Annotated in this window: 18 protein-coding genes; 1 reads left to right on the top strand and 17 read right to left on the bottom strand. The window is 47.1% G+C overall.

The genetic code is table 11. The features are described 5' to 3' along the window. Positions 1-45 precede the first annotated feature (45 nt). The 8 genes from B5D39_RS09570 to B5D39_RS09535 form a co-directional block, all read right to left on the bottom strand. Positions 46-1,395, bottom strand: a complete 1,350-nt coding sequence (locus B5D39_RS09570) for a sulfotransferase family protein (protein WP_078790239.1) — start codon at positions 1,393-1,395, stop codon at positions 46-48. Continuing rightward, positions 1,396-2,055, bottom strand: a complete 660-nt coding sequence (locus B5D39_RS09565; protein ID WP_078790238.1) for an ABC transporter ATP-binding protein — start codon at positions 2,053-2,055, stop codon at positions 1,396-1,398. It lies immediately after the preceding gene. Then, positions 2,052-2,867, bottom strand: a complete 816-nt coding sequence (locus B5D39_RS09560) for an ABC transporter permease (protein WP_078790237.1) — start codon at positions 2,865-2,867, stop codon at positions 2,052-2,054. Before B5D39_RS09560 ends, B5D39_RS09565 begins: the two co-directional genes overlap by 4 nt. A 120-nt stretch (positions 2,868-2,987) precedes the next feature. Then, complete coding sequence (hepT, locus tag B5D39_RS09555; protein WP_078790236.1) at positions 2,988-3,407, bottom strand: type VII toxin-antitoxin system HepT family RNase toxin; 420 nt, start codon at positions 3,405-3,407, stop codon at positions 2,988-2,990. Then, the gene (mntA, locus tag B5D39_RS09550; RefSeq protein WP_078790235.1) at positions 3,397-3,783 is read right to left on the bottom strand and encodes a type VII toxin-antitoxin system MntA family adenylyltransferase antitoxin; all 387 of its coding nucleotides are present in this window, start codon (positions 3,781-3,783) and stop codon (positions 3,397-3,399) included. The genes hepT and mntA overlap by 11 nt, the downstream gene beginning before the upstream one ends. Before the next feature lie 172 nt (positions 3,784-3,955). Continuing rightward, positions 3,956-4,273 carry a nucleotidyltransferase domain-containing protein gene (locus tag B5D39_RS09545; RefSeq protein WP_078790234.1) on the bottom strand — a complete coding sequence of 106 codons (318 nt, stop codon included), beginning with the start codon at positions 4,271-4,273 and terminating at the stop codon, positions 3,956-3,958. Next, entirely contained in the window at positions 4,273-4,707 is a 435-nt protein-coding gene (locus B5D39_RS09540) for a nucleotidyltransferase substrate binding protein (RefSeq protein ID WP_244161382.1), read from the bottom strand. Before B5D39_RS09540 ends, B5D39_RS09545 begins: the two co-directional genes overlap by 1 nt. A gap of 89 nt (positions 4,708-4,796) precedes the next feature. Further along, positions 4,797-5,957: a KpsE/RkpR family capsule polysaccharide export protein gene (locus B5D39_RS09535; RefSeq protein ID WP_208610570.1), complete on the bottom strand. Its 1,161-nt coding sequence runs from the start codon at positions 5,955-5,957 to the stop codon at positions 4,797-4,799. 206 nt (positions 5,958-6,163) lie between these two features. On the opposite strand from B5D39_RS09535, the gene B5D39_RS09530 reads away from it, so the two are divergent. Beyond that, on the top strand, positions 6,164-7,495 hold the full coding sequence (locus tag B5D39_RS09530; RefSeq protein ID WP_078790233.1) for an ATP-binding protein: 1,332 nt from the start codon (positions 6,164-6,166) through the stop codon (positions 7,493-7,495). A gap of 51 nt (positions 7,496-7,546) precedes the next feature. On the opposite strand, the gene B5D39_RS09525 is transcribed toward B5D39_RS09530, so the two are convergent. The 9 genes from B5D39_RS09525 to B5D39_RS09490 form a co-directional block, all read right to left on the bottom strand. Next, complete coding sequence (locus B5D39_RS09525) at positions 7,547-7,891, bottom strand: type II toxin-antitoxin system ChpB family toxin (protein ID WP_078790232.1); 345 nt, start codon at positions 7,889-7,891, stop codon at positions 7,547-7,549. Further along, positions 7,888-8,151, bottom strand: a complete 264-nt coding sequence (locus B5D39_RS09520; protein ID WP_078790231.1) for an AbrB/MazE/SpoVT family DNA-binding domain-containing protein — start codon at positions 8,149-8,151, stop codon at positions 7,888-7,890. Before B5D39_RS09520 ends, B5D39_RS09525 begins: the two co-directional genes overlap by 4 nt. A 175-nt stretch (positions 8,152-8,326) precedes the next feature. After that, a complete protein-coding gene (locus B5D39_RS09515; RefSeq protein ID WP_078790230.1) occupies positions 8,327-10,579 on the bottom strand; it encodes a polysaccharide pyruvyl transferase family protein in 2,253 nt (750 codons plus the stop codon). A 33-nt stretch (positions 10,580-10,612) separates the two neighbouring features. Beyond that, the gene (locus B5D39_RS16790) at positions 10,613-11,317 is read right to left on the bottom strand and encodes a glycosyltransferase family protein (RefSeq protein WP_139366741.1); all 705 of its coding nucleotides are present in this window, start codon (positions 11,315-11,317) and stop codon (positions 10,613-10,615) included. A gap of 91 nt (positions 11,318-11,408) precedes the next feature. Next, positions 11,409-12,056 (bottom strand): hypothetical protein, encoded by a 648-nt coding sequence (locus B5D39_RS09510; RefSeq protein ID WP_078790229.1) that lies wholly within the window; start codon positions 12,054-12,056, stop codon positions 11,409-11,411. Positions 12,057-12,315: 259 nt separating this feature from the next. Beyond that, on the bottom strand, positions 12,316-16,908 hold the full coding sequence (locus tag B5D39_RS09505) for an InlB B-repeat-containing protein (RefSeq protein WP_078790228.1): 4,593 nt from the start codon (positions 16,906-16,908) through the stop codon (positions 12,316-12,318). Between the two features lie 41 nt (positions 16,909-16,949). Then, positions 16,950-17,213 (bottom strand): hypothetical protein, encoded by a 264-nt coding sequence (locus B5D39_RS09500; protein ID WP_078790227.1) that lies wholly within the window; start codon positions 17,211-17,213, stop codon positions 16,950-16,952. A 238-nt stretch (positions 17,214-17,451) separates the two neighbouring features. Next, positions 17,452-19,155, bottom strand: coding sequence for an ABC transporter substrate-binding protein (locus tag B5D39_RS09495; protein ID WP_078790226.1), 1,704 nt, complete (start codon positions 19,153-19,155; stop codon positions 17,452-17,454). Then, the gene (locus B5D39_RS09490; protein ID WP_078790225.1) at positions 19,152-19,727 is read right to left on the bottom strand and encodes an SCO family protein; all 576 of its coding nucleotides are present in this window, start codon (positions 19,725-19,727) and stop codon (positions 19,152-19,154) included. Before B5D39_RS09490 ends, B5D39_RS09495 begins: the two co-directional genes overlap by 4 nt. Between the last annotated feature and the right edge of the window lie 7 nt (positions 19,728-19,734).

Raw genomic sequence — 19,734 nt, 5'->3', positions numbered from 1 at the left:
ATGGGACTTTTAATGGTTCGGTCTGAGTTATTGGCAAAGTAGACTCTAAATCAGCAGTTTTTTTTTCCCTAAGAACTCAGCAAAGCTTCGAAATGGAGCTGACCAGCGCCAAAAATTCGTGGAGTGCATATCGTCGAGTCTGCTACAAAGCTGATTAGCTACTTTTTCATTTGCAATTTGCACTTCCTTCATTTGAGATACCAGATCGTGCAGTTCACGTTGATTTGCTTCCAACTGAATCTTATAAGCTTGCTCGAATTCGGCTAATTGGGATCTCTGCTCGACCGTTTTTTGATCGAGCGTTTGACATATTTCTAATAGTTGTTGATGATGGGTGTGTTTGAGCTCTGTCACAGTGTGATTTAGATTCTCGATCTGTGTGTTGCGCTCTGTCACAGTGTGATTCAAATTTTCAATCTGTGTGTTGCTCTCTGTCACAGTGTGATTCAAATTTTCAATCTGTGTGTTGCGCTCTTCAATCACTAGATTGAGAGCCGAAGCCTCGTTCCAAAGATCATCCATCCAACGCAGGGTTGATTTGAGACGATCAAATTCATTCAACCTTTGGGAAATATTTATATGAAAATTCGAGACGTCCATCCGGCTGTTATCACAAGACACCTCCAACAGCGATGCGTATAATTCGCGTACAAGCGGTGGACAAGCTTGATCAATTGCCAAATCATTTACTGAAAAAACTGAATGGCGAAGGCTTTCATCCAGAAAATCATTTAAATATTCTTTCACGATGTGTGGGTTGATACTCAAGTCAAGGCGCGATGAAATTTGTTCCAGATTTTTTTGCGGGTATTGTATAAAACTGTCAAAATCAATAAGTGTGCGTCGGTAATTTTTTGAGTGTAACAGACTGGACAGAACATGACCTAACCATAACAGATAAGATTTTTCTGGATTGAATTTATCACGTTTCAACAGTGACTTTACTACGCTTAACGGGTTCCGAATTGCAAGAACATATCCTACATCAAAACCGCAATGTGCAAACACCCGGTTCCAAAAGGGAATTAATTTGGCCACACGTGGGTCCTTAAACCCCCATACGGGAAAATCAGCAGTTTTATACCTTAGCAACTCCACAGCTTTGGAAAAAAAACCATGATTATTCAATATATCTATATCAATAGACTCAACAGGAGTAAGATAATGCCAATCAATTTTGAGCGTTTGGAGCATTTGAATATTCAATTCAAGAACGTCTAAATCCTCAAAAAAACCTTTATCATTATCTCCAGCTGCTGGCGGATTTAACCTGTCACCTAGTGCAACTCCAAGAGCATTAAGACCGCACGTAACCATACTGGTGCCACTGCGGTGCATTCCTAAAACAACAATTATGCGTTTGCGGTATGGATTCAACTCATTTAATCCTTGCACTTAGATTTCCACTGAATGTTCTTGATAGAATGCAAAGGCCTCATCAACATGTTCAAATGAGTACAATCTCCCAGCTACCAATACTGCAGCATGCTGGCAATGCTCCCGGATATATTCAGAATTATGGGAAACTATAATCATTGCCCTATCTCCACGTTTGTCATAGAGTTCTACACGGCTTTTATCTTGAAAACGACTATCGCCAACTGCGACAACTTCATCAACAAGAAAGCAATCAAATTCAATAGCCATGGAGATACCAAATGCTAGACGAGCCCTCATACCGGAGGAATACTTTTTTACAGGCTCACGAAGGTATAGACCTAGCTCAGAAAATTCTTCCACGAACTTAATTGCTGGCTCAATCTCAACACCATAAACACGGCAAACAAACCGTACGTTATCAAGTCCGCTGAGACTCCCCTGAAATGCACCGCCATATGCTAATGGCCACGAAACACTCATTCCTCTATGAATATGCCCAGATGTTGGTAGTTCTGCCCCACTAATAAGACGGATAAGAGTCGATTTACCGGCTCCGTTACGTCCCAAGACACCTAATTTTTCGCCCCGTGAAATACGCAGGTTGACTTTATCAAGTACAATCCTTGGACCTTGGCGTGTGTTATAAACTTTAGAAACATTTTCAAGAACAATCATTCCGGCTCCACTCGCTGCCCACACTCTTTTACCATGGCTAAGCCGATTAAAAACAGAACCGAATTAAGGAGTGTAAAATAAACAGGATTTTCGTGTGTTTTAATAGTTGAACCAAAATAACCATGCCTTATCATTTCCGTACCATTCACCATTGGAACCCACATTATATATTTTTGAACTGATTTGGGTAACCAATCAACCATAAAAAATGTCCCTGAAAAAGGAAGGGCAAGATAGGTAACTATGTGCCACACACGTTCAACAAATTCAGAACGTTCTGATGCAGCACCTACAATCAAGCTGAGAGAATATGCGAACCAAGCCTGTAATAGAAAGCCTATAAGAGCTATAATAATATCTGCAGGGGCCTGCATTAACCCTATTTGAACAAATAATATCGTCAAGACAATTGCAGATGCGGTGGCGCCGGCAATTTCAAGAAGAAGGCGTGCAGCAAAAACATCAAATACCCGCACATTACGATGGTAAAGCAAGCTATGATTGGCCTCAATAGCCTTAATTATACGGTTACTGCAATTACGCCAAAGTAGTAGAGATGAATAACCGGTTATTGCAAAAGCAGTAATAGACACATTTTTGCCATGCGTGACGTTCATTAAGTTCCAAATAATCGTAATTCCAAGCGTAAACAGCATTGGCTCCCCAAAAACCCATAAAAAACCTATATTATGCCGACCGTAGCGGGTAAGTATTTCACGCATTAGCAGCGCACCGATCACCCGGAGTTGAATTTGGAAAGAGCGGAGTAATGAGGTGGAGTATTGGGTTGGATTGCCTTCGGAAAAGGTCATGCTATTGAAAACTCCTTTAAAAGCGGCCTCGCACAGAGACACTGAGGCGCACAGAGGAAATCTTAAAAATAGAAAAACGGTTACTTCTCATCCTGTCAAGTTAACGGCGCGTGATCAGAACTATTCACCAATGGTGATCGGCTTCAATAGAAAGTCGGTAATAAATTTATACTGATTGTTTTTTACCAGCTCAAGCGCACGAGGCAAGTCAATATTCATGTAATCATGTACAATACGATTTCTGAGACCTATGGCAGCATTCCAAGCCGGCAGACCAGTTTCTGACACAACACCAAGCTGCATCAGACTGGCAAAACTGTCATATGCCGACAACGGCACCTGCTTTCCAGAAGCTTTTAAAAGTTGTTTGGCCTTTCCCACTGCGTTTTCTATCAGCACCTGCAACGCATGCAGCACACCGTTCTGTTCTAGCCGGGACAGAATACCCCCACCCCTCAATCGTTCAGAAGCTTCATCCAGCAAGCTGCTTTGTTCCTGCGCTATTAAAGCTGTTTCACTCTGATAGAGATCAAGCCGCATAGATTTGCTCCCAATACTGTTCTTCTAACTCTCGCCATGTGCGCTGCAAAAAGCGATGCCACGCGAGACTGTCTCCCCCTTTAAGCGGAACCCCTTCTTCTGCGACCACAGCACGCATTGCCAAACGTACCTTCACCATGTCTATCAGGTCAACTGATTGTTCAGGAACCCCAAGTGTTGATGACAAGATTTTACGAAGCTGCTCAGTAGCAGCAAGTTGTTCCATAAACCCCATATCTCGAGACCACTGGACTGCGATATCCCAATCGCTGGCAGCATGCTCAGAACCGTTTGCCCGGCTACCAATAAGAACGGCAAGTTCGAGGCCAGAGACTGAGGTTAGGACATCGGAAAGCAGATCGCTGGTTATTGACATACTGACCTCTAAACCAATCTCGCACAGAGGCACGGAGTTATACAGAGAAAATCTTTAAGATCAAAACCTGGTTATTGGGGTAAACCTTAAATCCTCTTCGCGTTGGTGCTGTTCTCTGTGATTCTCTGCGTCTCTGTGAAATACAAACATTTAACCGGCCTCGCACAGAGGTTCATCCTTCATCCTTGCCTTGCTCATAGAAGATCTTGCCAACCCTCACTATATGCTCACGTAAATCTGCGTGTTTAAGAGTGTCAAATATCAAAAGATCAAAAGTATAGGGAAGCAGTAGATCATCCAATTCAGCGTCAATGTCACCCAATTCATTCAAAGTAATTGTAGAACCATGCAGGCTTAAATCAATGTCTGACCCAGTCTTAAAAGTTCCTTTTGCCCGTGACCCATACAGTACCGCTTTTTCAACGGACGGGTGCCTTGAAAGAACGTTACATATCTTTTCAACTATCTCTTCACTAATCCCATGTGTCATTAAACATCCCGCGTCTGCCCGGCAAAGACAGAAAACGTAGCAGTCATCTGTTCAAATGCGGGATAAAAGCGCAACAGAATATTGCCAACCACTTCCTCAGCAGTATCAGGATTATAGGTGTGTGAACTAAGATTGCGTGACTTGATCATTTCCATCCATGATTCGCCATCGCTGATCAACCCGTTTTTAAATGCCTCCCGAGTGGCACCCTTTGAACCAACAATCCCGGATATACCGTTTTCTTCAAGATAGTCCTTCAACACGTTCCAAGCCAGTTCATGAGTAAACTCAAAGCCTTGAATTAAGCCTTGCTGCTCCAGCTCAGACAAACCACGCTGACGAGCTAAATCCACAGCACGACGTAAGGTTTCAAATGCACGAAGATAATTATTAAAGCGCTGCTTCCAGCGGATATCTTCTGTCATTGCCTTCATCCTTGCGCCTCCAGCCTCCAGCCTCCAGCCTCCAGCCTCCAGCCTCCAGCGTTCCGCCTTCATCCTTCCGCCTTGTTCTTCATCCTTGCCTAATCATGATGTTCCCTGACCCCTGCAATCAGCATGGTCAGAATCCCCCAACAGATCATACCCACGGCGAAGGTTGCCAGGATAGCCCGGAAACGCCTTGGCTCAACCGGATAATCCGGCAGACTGGGTTGCACTATCCGCTCCAGATACAACTGCTTACGCTGCGCCTCATTACGGGCCTGCTCCAGCGATGCCAGTGCCGCTGCAAGTTGTTTATCAGCAAAGCCCCGCTCAAGAGCAAGACGTTCATACTCTGCGGCATGGCCACTTAAGGAGCGATCGCCCCCTACAACCTTTGCCGTTTCAGTTGCAATTTCAGCCTGCAACACATCTGCACGTTTTTGTAACACAGCTAGCTGAGGGTTATTTTTAGTAACCGAGCGAACCTGTGCCAACTGCGTCTTGGTAGCAATCAACTCATCCTGCAGCTTTGAAATCTGCTGCAACTGCAATGCAGACTGTTTTTCAGGGTCAAACACCCCTTTTTTATCACGATAAGCTGATAGTGCCAGTGCTGCAGCCCTAGACTTTGCTTCAGCCGCAGCCACTTCAGACTGGGCAAAACGGATCATATCCTGCCGACCACGTTCATTCAGCTGGTTTACCAGCTTTTCACTCATTTCAAGCAAGCTGGTATTCATCTTACGCGCATCAGCAGCGTTAAACGCCTTGGTACGAAGCGTTGTAATGGATGAAGAGCTGTCATTACTCACTTCAATAATATGCTTTTGATAGTAACGGTGTAACGCCTCAAAGCTGGAATCAGGGTCAAAACCTCCAAAGCGGCTGAACCGGTCAATTTTGGGATCTGTATAGAGGGTGGTCAGTGCGAACTGAACATTCAACTGCTGCAGCGCATCGCGGGAAGAGATAAAATCATGCACCGTATAGGTATCATCCTGGGATTTTGAAAAACCGGCAGCCCCCTGGAGAAAAGCACCTAAACCAGTGGTGGTTTGTTTCTGAGGACTACGGATCACAAAGCGCGATTCAGAAATGTAAATATCGGAGGCAATAAAACCAAAGTAGATAATTGAAAACAGTGTAGGCAGGAAAACCGTCAACAAAAACAGGCGATTAAAACCAAGCAAGCGCTTCTTGAATGACTGTACAGCAGTAGGAGATAACGACTGGGGTTCAACAGATTCTATTGATTGCAAGACAGTATCCTTGTAAGCCGTATTAGTAGCGATTAGAGCTGAATATATACCCCATAAAAGGACAAGCGTCAAACTGATCCTACCTACAAATGACAGCCACAATCTACTCATCTTTTTTCTGGTTATAGCATATGTTTTAGCTTGCTGCAGCACAAGCAATTCATTACAGTAACCACAAATACTATATTTCAATTAGGGTGGTACCCATGAAGTTTTATAACCGGACAGATGAACTGGCAGAGCTTGCCACCTTATATGAACAGTCAGCAGATTGCGGACGTATGACCGTGCTTACCGGTCGTCGTCGTGTCGGTAAGACGGTGATGGCCCTGGAGTCAGCAAAACAGCATAAGCATATCTACCTGTTTGTTTCAAAAAAGGCAGAAGCCCTACTCTGTCAGGAACATCTTGAAGAGATCAGGCGTCTATTCAGTCCGCCTGTTGTTGGTGAAATACGGCACTTCAGAGATATCTTCCTGCTGTTGATCGAGCTATCCCGTACTGAACGGATAACCCTGATCATTGACGAGTTTCAGGAGTTCTTCAGTATCAACCCTGCAGTCTATTCAGAACTGCAAGGGATCTGGGATCGTAATAAGGCCACCTGCAAGCTGAACGTAATCTTCATCGGCTCAGTCCACTCACTGATGTACCGCATCTTTCAGGATCAGAAAGAACCGCTGTTTGGCAGGGCTGACCGGATCATGTTTCTCAAGCCGTTCAGTATCCGCTCCATCCATGAAGTAACCAGCGATTATAACCATCCTGATATTCAGACTCTGTTTGATGTCTATGCCATTACCGGAGGACTGCCCAAGTATCTTGAGCTACTGGCAGAGAACAAGGCTTTACCCAGAACAGAGTTATTTGACTTCATGTTCAAACCGTTTTCCCCATTTCTGAATGAAGGCAAAAACCTGCTGATTGAGGAGTTTGGCAGAGACTACGGCACCTACTTTTCCATACTGGAACTGATAGCCAGCGGTAAAACCGCCAGAAGTGAGATCGAATCAGTGCTTGAGATCCATAGCGGCGCCTATCTGGCAAAACTGGAAGGGGAATATGTGCTGATCGACCGACACCGCCCCATAACCGCCAAGCCGGGAGGCAGACTGCAGAAGTACTACATAAGAGACAACTTTCTAAGCTTCTGGTTCAGATTTATCTACCGCAATCTTTCTGCGGTTGAGACCGGCAACTTTGACTACATCCGACAGATTGCAAATAGGGATTACACCACCTGGGCAGGCAGGATACTGGAGCGTTTTTTCCATGAACTGTTTGCCCATACCGGCAGCTACAATCGTATTGGATCATACTGGGAGCGAGGCAACAAAAATGAGATTGACCTTGTGGCTGCAAATGACCTGACCAAAGAACTGGTGGTTGCCGAAATAAAGCTGAATAGAGACAAAATAAATCTTGCAGAACTGCAGCAAAAGGCCAGGAATCTCTGCATGGAGTTTCAAGGCTACACAATCAGCTATAAGGCGTTGGGGTTGGAGGATGTTGCGGAGTATTTAGCAACAGGAACGTGACGTATCAGTAACAAACAGGTATGGTGTTGACGCCCCCGCTATTTATACATTTTAATCCAAAAGTGCCCTGACCCTCGCCAGAGCGTCTTCAACAATCATCTCAGGTGCTGCCTCAATAACCTTACCCCTACGTTGTTTAAAATCCAACATACGGATTTGATTACAGAGAACAACGCCTTGAGTCTTTCCGCCTCCACCGGTCATTGAAACGGTAAAACCATTTTCGCGTGCAAACTGCCCACCCTGGGTAATCGGTGCAACAAGTGCCAAACCAAAGCGATTAAATTCAGCGACGGTAAGAACAAGCGCAAAACGTTGCCCTTGCTGTTCTCTACCCAACGTTGGATCAAGATCAAGATGCAGAATATCTCCCCTGTCAGGGATGCCCCGCTTCATAATGGCACCTCTTTACCGACCGGTTTTGAGTCAATCCACACCTGATCTTCAGCAGAGATTACCATATTTTGCTCAGTACACTGAGCCAAAAGCTCAGAAAGCTTGTATTGAGGTCTTGTCTTTGGCTCGACAACCAACCTGCCTCCCTCAACACTAACTTCCACCTGGCTGCCTGCACAGAGGTGCAGCATATTCAGAATCTGTTTAGGTAAAGCCATCACGACAGATCCGCCAAGCGCCCGCAAAGCAACCGTTGCCATCTCACACTCCACAATAAATTAAATATTAGTATAACATTTCAAGAGAACAAAACAAGAAAGAACGATATGTGTCACGAATAAATGGTATCCCTCATTTTTTCCTTACCATGCCAAGATAAATAGGTATGGTGTCCCCCTATTTTTCCCGTAATTTTAACCAAATTATCCTTTCAACCTACTTAGAATTTTCAATAAAATGTTGGTATTTGATCAAAGGGATTTCGCCTGACTCCCGCAGCGTTAAATAATCGTCACCAAGAACCCAAGAATAATCCGTTTCAAAAACATGTTTATGTTGTTTGTTTAAAACACCAAGAATAGTTTCTCCGTCTTTTATTCCGTCCCTAACCCGCCTATATATTTTTTCTATGCTTGGTGTTTCTGACAGCAAGTTTTCCAATCGTCTGAACATATTAATGGTTACATCGCCATGAACCAAGTGAAAGCTATCCATTCCGTCCCATAGTGGTATTTTTCTATGTTCAAGCGGGGTTGCTGGGGCAAGAGATTGAGGATAACCAAGTCTCCAATAGGCGTACGTCTGTGAAACTTTCTCAAAAATTGCAAGCATTGAAACCATAAACGCATTTCGACGTTCGACAGGCTCTCCAAACTCAGCAAATGTGTCACATATTGATACAAGCCAGCGAGTATCAAATTGCTTACAAACTTCCTCAATATATACTTCTACAGCTTGACGAAATAAAATCATACTGGCTTCCGCCTCTACACCTCTGCGGAGATTTACAATGAGAGGAAAAATGATACTGAAGAGCGGGGGAGAAGGAGGGAAAATGGTGTCTTGAGTATCGGGATAGCTATACCCTTCTGCCTGTTTTGAAATTATTTTTTTGTAATAATTAAACGAGTAAGCATCAACGATCATTGAGTAAATATATTTGTTAAACTGCAGTTCTGTGCAGCTACTTTCAGATACATTTGAAAGTTTAAGCGTATCCCTTAAAAGTTCTTTACCTGCCTCCAACCATTTAAAGATGTTTCTCACACCATCGTCTAGTAACGCCTTAAACACCTCAGGCGATTTCAATACAGTCTCAACGTCCTCTATAATTCCAGCATAATCATCAATATGCCTGACTAGCAGTGGATAATTAAGCAAAGCCAACAAACCCTCGTTTTTATGAGTATTTGAGGGTAAAAGTACAATCGGAGTCCGAACCGTTGCAGCTAAGATTGCCATATGATAGCGGCCACCAAGCAAAAAATCACATTTCTGTATAATTGCTGCAACTGCGCGATAACTGACATTAGGAACAACAGTTATTACATTCTCTCCCCACCGTGTTTGAGCTTGTCTTGCTAAATCAAGATCCATACCTGCAGAGCAGATAAATAATGGTGTCAAGCCGAAACGCTTTTTAACATTCTCAACTATCTCAAGCATCGTATCAATTGAGAAATATTGAAGCGCTGCCGATCCAGTTACGCCAAAGTAGCGCTTATTAGTATCCAAAGATGGAAGCCCGTCACCCGCTAAAACTGCACGTGTTAAAAAAGCGGCATCAGGAATCAGATAAGCATTAGAAAAACCAATAGAACGGAGATAGGCAAGAGAAGCTACTTCTCTAACGGCCACTAAGTCAAAGCTTCGGAACACATTTAAGACAAAATCGTCAACAACCGTATTTTTCCAAAAAAAAGTCTGATTTAATGAAATAACTATTTTACCAAATATTTTTTTAGCGATGTAGGGCAACAATAATAGACGCCAGCCATGCACCATATCACTGCCAGTAAGTGTGCCTTCAGCTTGAAAAAACACAACATCTGAATTTATAATTTTATCTAAGTAATGAGCATAGCGTTGATCTGCCACATCTAAAAGCAACCTAATTTCATCATCAGTTGGCTGAAGTTTTGCAAGCACTGATTCAACTGCAACGCCATATTTTTGGTTAAGCTCAAAATCAATCTGCCCTCTTGGAAAAAGGGGAACAACCTCCAAGGGCATAGCCACTTGAGACCCAAAGACTTCGTATATATATTTTATCAGTTCCCAGCTTGTTGCTTGGCAGCCCCAGTTAGCTCTATCGCCTGTAAAATTAAGAACAACAGCTTTCCATGACTTATTTTCTGATAATTTTTCAAAATTTTCAGAATATTCTTTGCGGAATGGAAAAATAAAAGGCAAAAAACGAGATAGGCGGCGTTTAACTATAGCTGTAGTCAGACCTGGCAGAGAGGCCGAACGGCTACGAGCCTCTTTACTAAAATACACTTGACGGATTATTTCGATTTTTTCTACACCTTGCTGTAATCTATTAAGATAAAATACTAAACCATCGTAATCAGGTATTCTTCCCAATATCGTTTTATAAATACAAATTACAAAAAAAACACCATCATGACTAATCAACTCATTAAGACTATTTGCAGAATCAATCTCAGAGTATTGTCTCTTAAACATAATTCAATTATTATCCTTAATTCTTTTAAAATATCATCTAAAGTCAAAAATAGATATAGCATCACAATTATTTACTTCTAAAATCGCCCTTCCTAAACTTGGTTGACGTCCATGTAGAATTTTTACTTTTGCCTTGCCTTTTGAACAAGGAACTATGGTTCGTAAATTGTACTCGGGTGGCAAAACAGTATGGAGTATATTGGATTGATAAAGTGCTAACCTAAATGATGGTTGATCATGATTTGGAGGACTGACCATAGATAGTTGTTCTTTGTATATGCCAAGCCATGACTCAAACAATATATTTATATCATTACATTTTTTAAAAGCTATTACTCCTGTATTAGCTTCAGGAAAACATGCGGGAATACCCAAATCAACAACCCAAGGGCTTACTCGAACGGGCGAATGAGCATAAGCTAAATTATATTTAGATAACAATTCAAATATTTCATACACGCTATCTATTAAATATGTATCAGTATCTAAAAAAATAGTATTTTCATAAGGTGACTGTAGCAACGGTTTTATTTTATCTATATAGGAATAGCTAGGATCATTAAGCAAACAAATGTTATCAAAACAACTTAAATCAACGTCCAGTGGTACTTTATCACTGTAAAGAGTTATGCCAATATCTGGCATAACTGATTTAGCTGAATGCGCTGAAAAAAGAGCTTCATCAATATATTTCTGCCCCGTTGCAACGTAGATTATACCACAGTTTTTATTCTCCATCCTGTTAAACACCTCGCAAAATATATTAAGGCGACTACAATTTGTATTGCAGTCGCCTTAATTTCAAGCACTTTAAAATATCTTCACAAGCTTAATAAGCAGTAAAGCTCATTCTTTTCCAAGTGTTTGTAGCAGTACACAAATAAAGATAGGCGTTCGCAGCATCAAGAACGAGGTCTCCAGCGGTACAAGTTGCGTTATTGGCAGGAGCTGCAGGCTGATTAGACAAACGAATGCGACCATCGCCAGCAATTCTAAGACGCTCTAATCTCGAAGTTGAGTCTGCTGCAGTTGTTGCAAAATAGAATCCAGCACCCGTTACACCACCGGAGGCCCATGTCCCTTCAGAATAACCAACTATACCAGCAGGGTTCTTCTGTGTAGCTCCATCCATACCTCCAAACAGGATATATCCTAACCGTGTACCTGCAGGTGGAAGACCACTATTTTGATTATAATGCAGCAATAGACCTGCACCTGAAGCTCCAAGAGCCAGAGCAGTAGGACTATTTTGCTGCATATACAACTGTGCATCACGGGCAACAGCGCCTGTCACAGTAATACTAGAGCCAGGAGCACTAGTCCCCACCCCAACATATCCCGTATCCGTCACAACCATCTTCGGTGTTGTACCATCCGTACCGTTTACCACCAACTTATTCGCTGCCCCTGCCACCATCGGCAGCGCCAAGGCTGCCAGTACTGCTGCACCCATTACCATTGATCTTGTCTTTTTCATTGTTACTTCTCCTCTCTCATGTGAGTAAGCCTGCTATTTTAGCCACTTAAAAACCATATCTTGTAAGATTGAATTTTTATACCGCGTACACGGAAAATGTCAAGCCCTGCCGTCTAATATTTTTCCATCACCCCGCTTTAGTACCTGCTGCTGTTAAGCCATTTACATCAAAAGACCTTACAATTACCTTACAACTCTTACATTAGTTAGTATTTTTCCCCCGGCAGGGTCCTTTCAGGCGACCCTGCCGGGGCAGTTCCTATTTGATGATAATGTTATCAGCTACTATTTTACCCTGCCGCACGGTCAGCCCACCCTGCAGTGTACTGTAACCACAGTTGGCATTGTAGGCATTATTGTAACCGCCCTTCAGGGTTAGCGTAATATTTCTGTTGGCAGTCAGACCACCCAATGTAACCGCTTTCATCTGCAGGGTGTTGCCTGTTGCAGCGTTGCCATACGCGGTCTGCAGCACGGTCTGGTTGATGGTGCTGGCACCGTTGATTAAGTGAATTGGTGCAGCGGTACCCACCGGGTTAAGTGTGTAGGTTGCAGTCAGGACCTGGTCACTGTTCAAACCGGCCGGGAAGCTGTAACTGCCAGCTGTCGTGGTAATCAGGTTACCGTTCAGGTATGCAGCCACCAGGTCAAATCCTGCAGCCCCGAAGGTGTAGGTTGGCGGCGGTATGGAACCTGCCACAACCTGAGCAGGACCGCTAATGCAGTTACCCAGCGAAACAAGGAAGCCGAAGTTGGCCGTATAGGTGCGGGCTGCAACCGGATTCACAATGGTCAGGTCCGGTAATGTGCTGACTATGTTGCCTAAATCATCAGTCCAGTTAAGGAAGCTGACACCACTGTTGGCAACTGCCGTTACGGTGGTTGCTGTTGCGGTTGCCTGTACCTGCTGTGGCGTAGTGCCGCTGACGGTTCCACCCAGGCCCGATTTGAAAATCAAGACATAGCCTCCTGACAGCGGGGCAAAGTTTGCGGTGTAGGCCAGGGTTGACAAGACGTTGGTTACGGTCAGGACAGGGTTCGTGCCTGCCGGTATGCCACCGATTGTCCAGTTAACAAACTGATAACCGGGGTCAGGTACTGCCGTCACCGTAGTTGCACTTAAGTTATAGGTAACAGTCTGGGGGGTCGTCCCCTGTACGGTGCCACCGGCTGTTGCTGCAAAACTAACGACATAGGTTGGAATGCTTGCGGTACAGGTTCCAGATGAGCTGCCGCCGTTAATACCGGCACAGGTCCAACTAAGGCTGCCGTTGGTGTTGACTACAGCGGATGCTGCACCGGTGGTGCAAAGGCCGGTAGTCGGTACTGCAGAAAGGTTCTGACCATTGGCACTGCCGCAGACTCCGTTGACAGCTGCAATGGAAACTGAAGCGATATTAGAGGCTGCAGAAGTGCCAGCAGCATTATACGCCATTACCCGATAGCGATAGGTGGAGCTGTCACTGGTTGCCATGTCCTGATAGGTGGTTGCATTAGCCAGAGCTGTGCCAACCGGTGCAAAGTTGGTGCAGTTGCTTCCGGCACAGCGCTCTACTTCAAACCCGATCTCATTTTTTGGGTTGCTGGCAGCCGTGGGGCTGTAGGCACTGAGCGGTGTCGGATCTACCCAGTTTAGCGTTATGGTGCCGGCGGCGTTATTGCCGCTTAACCCGCTGGGGGCGTCCGGCGTGGTTTTGGTGGTATTGAATCGAATCGGACGCATCATATCCTGTTCTTCGTGGGAAAGGATATGACAATGCCAGACATATTCGTCACCAAAGTTGTAAGCCACGTTGGTATCCAACGGATTCTTGGACTGGCCGGTTTGTGGTCCGCTGGTCTGCAGGTTGGTGAAGCCCTGGGTGGTACCATCGGGCAATGCCGGAGCCAGCTTACGAATACTGTTGGGCAGACCAAAGGGGGTCTTGGGCGCACGTGGCCGCAGGGCAACAATGGTGTCCTCCAACGGACTTACCCGCAGGGTTTCTTTCCAGCCCCGCTCGTTGTCATCAGGCAGACGTTTGAAACCATCCCAGCCAACCCGGTTAATAACCTGCACATCAAAGAGGTGGAAGTGCATCGGGTGCGTGTCCACACCGTTATGGGTGATTTTCCAGATCTGCACCTGACCATCATCAACAACCTCAGTCGGAGGATCAATATACCCCTGCATAACAAAGGTCTGGTTCAGGTTGTTGGACAGCGGCACCTCTATCCCCAGGCGGGCACTCATCCGACCGTATTCATCATAGACGGCACCCATTTCATCATGAATCGCCTTGGGCTGCATCGGTGTTACAGCTGGCACACCTGTCCCGTTCGCAATGGTTGTCGTGTCAAAATAGCTGAGATAGTTGTCACCTATTTCTGAAAGCCCCCAAGTGGGAGGTGCCCCGGGGAAGGTAACCCCGTAGACATCATTATAGTAGGATTGCCCAACAATAAGCGGTTCCTGGGATTTAGCAAACACGCTGCCACCAGCGGCAGTTGAGGTAAACTCATTCTGCAGTGTAGCAAGATCAAAAGAAGAACTGCACGATCCTGCATTCACCTTAATCTGCATTACAGTGCGGGTGTTGGGGCTCATGCCCGGCACAACACCGGCATGTCCACCAGCGTCCCTAAGATCAGGGGAACCGGTGTAATAATCATTATTTGATACTGCAGCTGGATAGGCGGCCGGAGCATCGTTATACAGAATCAGGGTCTTACCGGCATACTGACAGAAATCAATGATAACATCTGCACGCTCTGCCGGCCCCATCCGCAGGGTTCCGTCCACTACGTTGCCTACGTTAAACTGGGTAGGGTCCAGCAAAAACGTAACCGGGTAGTTTGGCAATACTGCCGGTTTAGGCAGAAAACCACTTTCATTCCCGATCTGAATCCAGCTGGGTCCTTTTGTGGTTGGGTCTGGCACACCACCATCGCGACTGTCATTGGGGGAGTACGGTTTATTAAGCGGTGCATATTCAGGATAGTTAATTGCCGGTGCCATGGCCACTTCAGTGTCTGACTGCAGGGTACAGGTAAAGGCAGCGCCCACACCGGCACCATCAGTCAGTATACTTGGTGGTGTTGCCTGGTAGTGTGAACCATAGTTGTCCATTCTGATTTCAGTGATAGCGCCGCTGCCATCGACTGCAACAACCGACGCCTCGGCATCCTGGGGGTACTTATGGGTGCTGTCGATTGCACGGTGGCCACCCTGGAAGGTGATCAGGTCACCCACGGCAAAGCCGCTGCCGCCATTTGTAATACTGCACTGCTTGATTGTCGTGGTTGCCTCATACAGCTGCAGGTTAAGGAAACGGTCATGGGCTCCGTTCAGGATTCTGAAACGATAGGCCTTGGGATCGACCGTCAAGGTGGGATAGGCAGTACCGTTGACCAGCATGGTATCCATGAATGCCTCTGCCACCCAGGAAGGATTGGGGGTCTTGGGCATATTGGGTGGTTCAAAGGCATGCTCCGTCACACAACCGGGGGCAGTCGGGCCAGCCTCACAGGCTGGATCGTAGTACGGATTGCTCGTCAGCTGATACGGTATGCCGGTTGTGGGGGGCCAGAACCAGAGTCCATAGACCCAGCGCCCCATCGGGTTAACACCGGTGACATCCGCAGGGTTTTCCGCAGGCATGTAGACATGGGGCCACCAGAGGTCGCCACTGACCGGTGCCCTGGTGCCATTGCCGTTGTCTGCGCCTGTTCCCCAGGCCCAGGTGGGATCCAGTTGGCCAATAGTAGCAGGATCAACAAAGTTTTTATCCATGACGATCAATGGAATTTCATCCGCCGGGATGATGCCCCGGGTCACCAGATCCTGTTCAACGGCATCACGGATCAGATAACCAGCCACCTCACCAGCGTAGACGTTCAGCCGGGTCAGACCAACGGCGTGGTCATGGTAGAACAGCAACCGGGCGCTCTGCTGGTTGGTGTAATAGTAGGTCACCGCACCGTCGCCAGGATCAGGCATATCCGGCACGTTCTGAGTACTTGCGCCTCGTTTGAAGGGGGTAACTTCAGCAGCAGGGGTAATCCACTGGTGAGGGGTACCATCACTGATCCAGGGGCTTAAACCGCCATGCAGGTGGATTTCAGCGCGGTTCTGGGGATAACTGGCGCAGTCAGGGCCGTTTTCCTTAAAGGGGGTGGTGACACCGGGGACATCAACAAAGGAACAGGCGGTGCCATCTGCCTTAAGTGGGCCTCGCCCGGAACCCATGATAGTCGTATCAACCGGCACAAACAGGTTCCCAGCGGTGCCGCCGGGCAGATTATTGGTCAGCTTGACCCGTACCGGACGGTCTTTCTGGGCAACAATGATCGGACCCAGAAAATGGAAGGCTGCGGGTGGGGCAACCGTGTTGTTTGACGACGTGCAGGGATTGGCCTGATTAAGCGACGGATCAGTACAACCGCCGGCGGTGCCGTTGTTGGTCTGGCGATACCCGCGCAGGGTGGTTGGACCCAGCTCAGTGTGCAACTTCTCCGTGTACTGGTTCAACTCTATCTCGTAATAGTCTGAACCGGGATAGGTCACAATATCCGGTACCGCTACCGGCAGACACTGACCAATGTTATTGGTTGTCGAACATCCCAGCGGGGCCAGTTCATTCACAAACTTGGTCAGTGACGGGCTCAGGTTCCAGTTTGGCGTGCTGCCAAAGAGGTCCGGGACCAGATAACCGTTGTCAAAGAAAGGCGTAGCAGCTGCCCCCGGATAATTCGCTGGATCTTTGCCAGGGGGCACATAGGCCGGCGTGGCGTATCCCATGCCTGCCATCCCCACCAGCAGCGCAATGGCCAGCGCTACCATTGCATATAAACTGCCGTATCTACGTTTCATACCAGACCTCCTTGATAGCTGTTCATGTCCAAAACTACGCTTTATCGAACCGGGGACCCGGCAGATTGGCCGGCAACCGGATGCTTGACTTTCTTGGCTTTACTGGCCTTGGCCGCCTTGCGTGCCTCGGGAGAGACACCCTTGCGGGCATCGGCAGCCTCCTGCCTCATTTCATCAGTGATACGTTTTTTGGGGGCGGACTTGTGGGGATTAGGCCCATCCTGACGAGCCAACGCTGCCACCGGCAGGGTCAACAAAACCATCAGAAACAGAAGAATGCTGGTTGAAACGCCACGGTATCCCATATGTTCTCTCCTTTTTACTGCGCAGATGTTAGTTAGCCTGAGTACCACGGCTAAAAATGTGCCTTTATTGACTACATCGCTACACAACCTCTAATGTGCACAGTTAATACCAAAAGTATCTTTTTTACTAACACACCATAATGACAAGAATTTTATCCATTAAGTCTCATCATCTACCAACCTTGCAGTGTCAGATTGAGACAACCTGTTTCAGATTACAGAAGGATGAGACAGGCCTTTAAAACACCACCCAGTCACTACGTTTGACCAAGCGCGGTTTTGAACCAGATCCAAGCTGGACAACATAGCAGCCCTTGGAGGCATAGCGTTGTCCGGGGCCGAAACTGTAACGCTCAAAGTCAGGCAGATACTGATCTGTCCGCATACTGACCTGGTCCAGCAACGTGTCGCGGTAAAAATCAAGCTTTATCTCTTTGAGCCCCAGCAAAAGCATATGCACTGCTGAGAACGTACGAGAGGTGATCCGCTTGTCGTCTTTCACCTTTTGTTTACTCATCAACAGCACATCGGCAAAACCGCGATAGGCCTTTTCATCCTCAGGCAAGCGGAATGGATAAGTAATGAAGATCTTCTCCCGCAGTGTTTCAGGCAGATCATTCAGTTTTTTCTCCAGGGCGCGACCGGAAAGGTACAGCCGGGGCATTTTCTTCACCCCGGATAACTGTTTGATCGGGTTCAGAAGCGGCTCACCTCCCCAGATCAATACGTCCGTCGGTTTGTGGGTTGCAAAGAGTGCCTTTAGCTGCTTGGCATCGGGAACTGCAGCGGTTTGAAAGGTGACGGTTTTAACACTGCCAGGGTTTCCCACGTCCTTCCAGGCAGCATCAAAACCTGCGGCAAGCGCCTTGCCCTGTTCGCTTTGCACTACAATCTGCAAAATTATCCTTTTTGCGGTCGAATCATCGTGAGACGCAATATACCGTGCTACGGTTTCCCCTTCACCGTGATAACCCTTTGAGGCATACATGGTGTACCAATCCTCACTGCTGATAACCGGCAGATCGGTGACGGGAAAGAGGTTGGGTATCTGGCGTTTTTCGCAGAAGTCATGAATCGGTTGCCATGACTGGTTTGAAATACCGCTTACGATTGCGAAGACCGGTTCTTTCTGATAGTAGGCCTCAAGCTGGGCAGCCCAGGTGTGTGCCGGGCCTTTCAGCTCCCAGGTACTGATGGAGAGATCGCGGTAATAGGCGTTATCAAGCATCCGAAACATCTTGGCAAAACGCTGATCCTGGCGCTGGGTCTTGCGCTGTTCGTTGATATGGACCAACGTCTCTAACGGTGCCAGCATAGCGGCACGGTCGGTGGCGCTGACATCATCGGTAACAATGGTGGCCAGGTGCATGGTGGTATCGGTGATACCGGGAGAGACCTGGGCTGAAAGATTTTTCAGGTAGCTGATCAGGATCTGCATGTCCCGATCCCCCATGTTATAGCGGGGCATAACCGGCAGGAAATCCCGTCCGGTGGCGCTTACCCCTGCCAGCAGGGCTGCTGCCAGGGTTTCATCGGTATAGGCCGGGCGGATCGCTGTGGCCGGGCGAGTCTTGCCTCTGCTGGCCGAGATGGTATTTTTGACAAAGTCGGCATACAGATAGCGCGGTTTAAACAGATTAGGCCCGTTAACCGGCGGGGCAGCCACCTGCCCTTCAATGGCACCAAGCCCGCTGCGGGTGTGGCAGTTGGCACAGGAGAAGACGGTGCTGTCCACCGGCACGTCGCCCCTGATAAATCCGCGCAACGGTGTACCATCAGACAGCAACCCCTGACGGTACATACGCTCACCCAGCCGATGAATGTCTGCAGGTGTCAGGTCAGCAAGCAGATCTGCCGGTTTGGTATCAGCTGCCGACAGCACCGACGCCGTACCCATCAGCATTAGAAACAGCAACCAGATAGTCGCAGTCAGGCGTCTCATATCCCCACCTTCCTTACTTCCTCAAGAAATTCAGAACTGCTCAGGATGCCGTACAACCTGATCCAGTGAGGACTTTTGGGCTGATGGATGAAGGTAATCGCATAGTGAGACATCTTGTTAGGGATGTAGGCCCCGAAGGAGCGCATCACCAGGTCAATATCCTTGCGACTGCCGGTGTAGAAATCCCAGCCCGGCTTGGCCCGGTAGCGTTTGAGATATTCCTGCATCACCTTGGGGGTATCATTCTCCGGGTCGATGGTGATGGAGACCAGCTGAACCTTCTGGGTGTCTGCCCCCAGGCGATTCTGCAGATTGATGAATCCCGCTGAAAGCACCGGGCAGATGGTGGTGCAGGTACCAAAGATAAAGTCAACAACCACCGGTTTGTTCGTATCAACAATGCTCTTCAGGCGGACCCGTTTGCCGTTCTGGTTAATCAGGGTCACATCCGGCAGTTGATACTGTTCCTGGGTGCGCTGGTAGGTCTTGCCGGCAGCGGCAGCCGGATCAGGCAGGCCGTAGCAGACAGTAAGCAACAGGATTGGCAGAATCAATCGAAGCAGTCGGTTCATGGAAGTA

The sequence above is a fragment of the Trichlorobacter thiogenes genome, from assembly GCF_900167465.1.
Classification (GTDB): Bacteria; Desulfobacterota; Desulfuromonadia; order Geobacterales; family Pseudopelobacteraceae; genus Trichlorobacter; species Trichlorobacter thiogenes.
This window is presented reverse-complemented; position numbering and strand designations above follow the sequence as displayed.

What these genes read in the sequence shown, in the direction of transcription:
- B5D39_RS09565 (WP_078790238.1), bottom strand. Translation starts at nt 2,055, where the DNA reads ATGATTGTTCTTGAAAATGTTTCTAAAGTTTATAACACACGCCAAGGT.
- B5D39_RS09560 (WP_078790237.1), bottom strand. Translation starts at nt 2,867, where the DNA reads ATGACCTTTTCCGAAGGCAATCCAACCCAATACTCCACCTCATTACTC.
- hepT (WP_078790236.1), bottom strand. Translation starts at nt 3,407, where the DNA reads ATGCGGCTTGATCTCTATCAGAGTGAAACAGCTTTAATAGCGCAGGAA.
- mntA (WP_078790235.1), bottom strand. Translation starts at nt 3,783, where the DNA reads ATGTCAATAACCAGCGATCTGCTTTCCGATGTCCTAACCTCAGTCTCT.
- B5D39_RS09545 (WP_078790234.1), bottom strand. Translation starts at nt 4,273, where the DNA reads ATGACACATGGGATTAGTGAAGAGATAGTTGAAAAGATATGTAACGTT.
- B5D39_RS09540 (WP_244161382.1), bottom strand. Translation starts at nt 4,707, where the DNA reads ATGAAGGCAATGACAGAAGATATCCGCTGGAAGCAGCGCTTTAATAAT.
- B5D39_RS09530 (WP_078790233.1), top strand. Translation starts at nt 6,164, where the DNA reads ATGAAGTTTTATAACCGGACAGATGAACTGGCAGAGCTTGCCACCTTA.
- B5D39_RS09525 (WP_078790232.1), bottom strand. Translation starts at nt 7,891, where the DNA reads ATGAAGCGGGGCATCCCTGACAGGGGAGATATTCTGCATCTTGATCTT.
- B5D39_RS09520 (WP_078790231.1), bottom strand. Translation starts at nt 8,151, where the DNA reads ATGGCAACGGTTGCTTTGCGGGCGCTTGGCGGATCTGTCGTGATGGCT.
- B5D39_RS09515 (WP_078790230.1), bottom strand. Translation starts at nt 10,579, where the DNA reads ATGTTTAAGAGACAATACTCTGAGATTGATTCTGCAAATAGTCTTAAT.
- B5D39_RS16790 (WP_139366741.1), bottom strand. Translation starts at nt 11,317, where the DNA reads ATGGAGAATAAAAACTGTGGTATAATCTACGTTGCAACGGGGCAGAAA.
- B5D39_RS09510 (WP_078790229.1), bottom strand. Translation starts at nt 12,056, where the DNA reads ATGAAAAAGACAAGATCAATGGTAATGGGTGCAGCAGTACTGGCAGCC.
- B5D39_RS09505 (WP_078790228.1), bottom strand. Translation starts at nt 16,908, where the DNA reads ATGAAACGTAGATACGGCAGTTTATATGCAATGGTAGCGCTGGCCATT.
- B5D39_RS09500 (WP_078790227.1), bottom strand. Translation starts at nt 17,213, where the DNA reads ATGGGATACCGTGGCGTTTCAACCAGCATTCTTCTGTTTCTGATGGTT.
- B5D39_RS09495 (WP_078790226.1), bottom strand. Translation starts at nt 19,155, where the DNA reads ATGAGACGCCTGACTGCGACTATCTGGTTGCTGTTTCTAATGCTGATG.
- B5D39_RS09490 (WP_078790225.1), bottom strand. Translation starts at nt 19,727, where the DNA reads ATGAACCGACTGCTTCGATTGATTCTGCCAATCCTGTTGCTTACTGTC.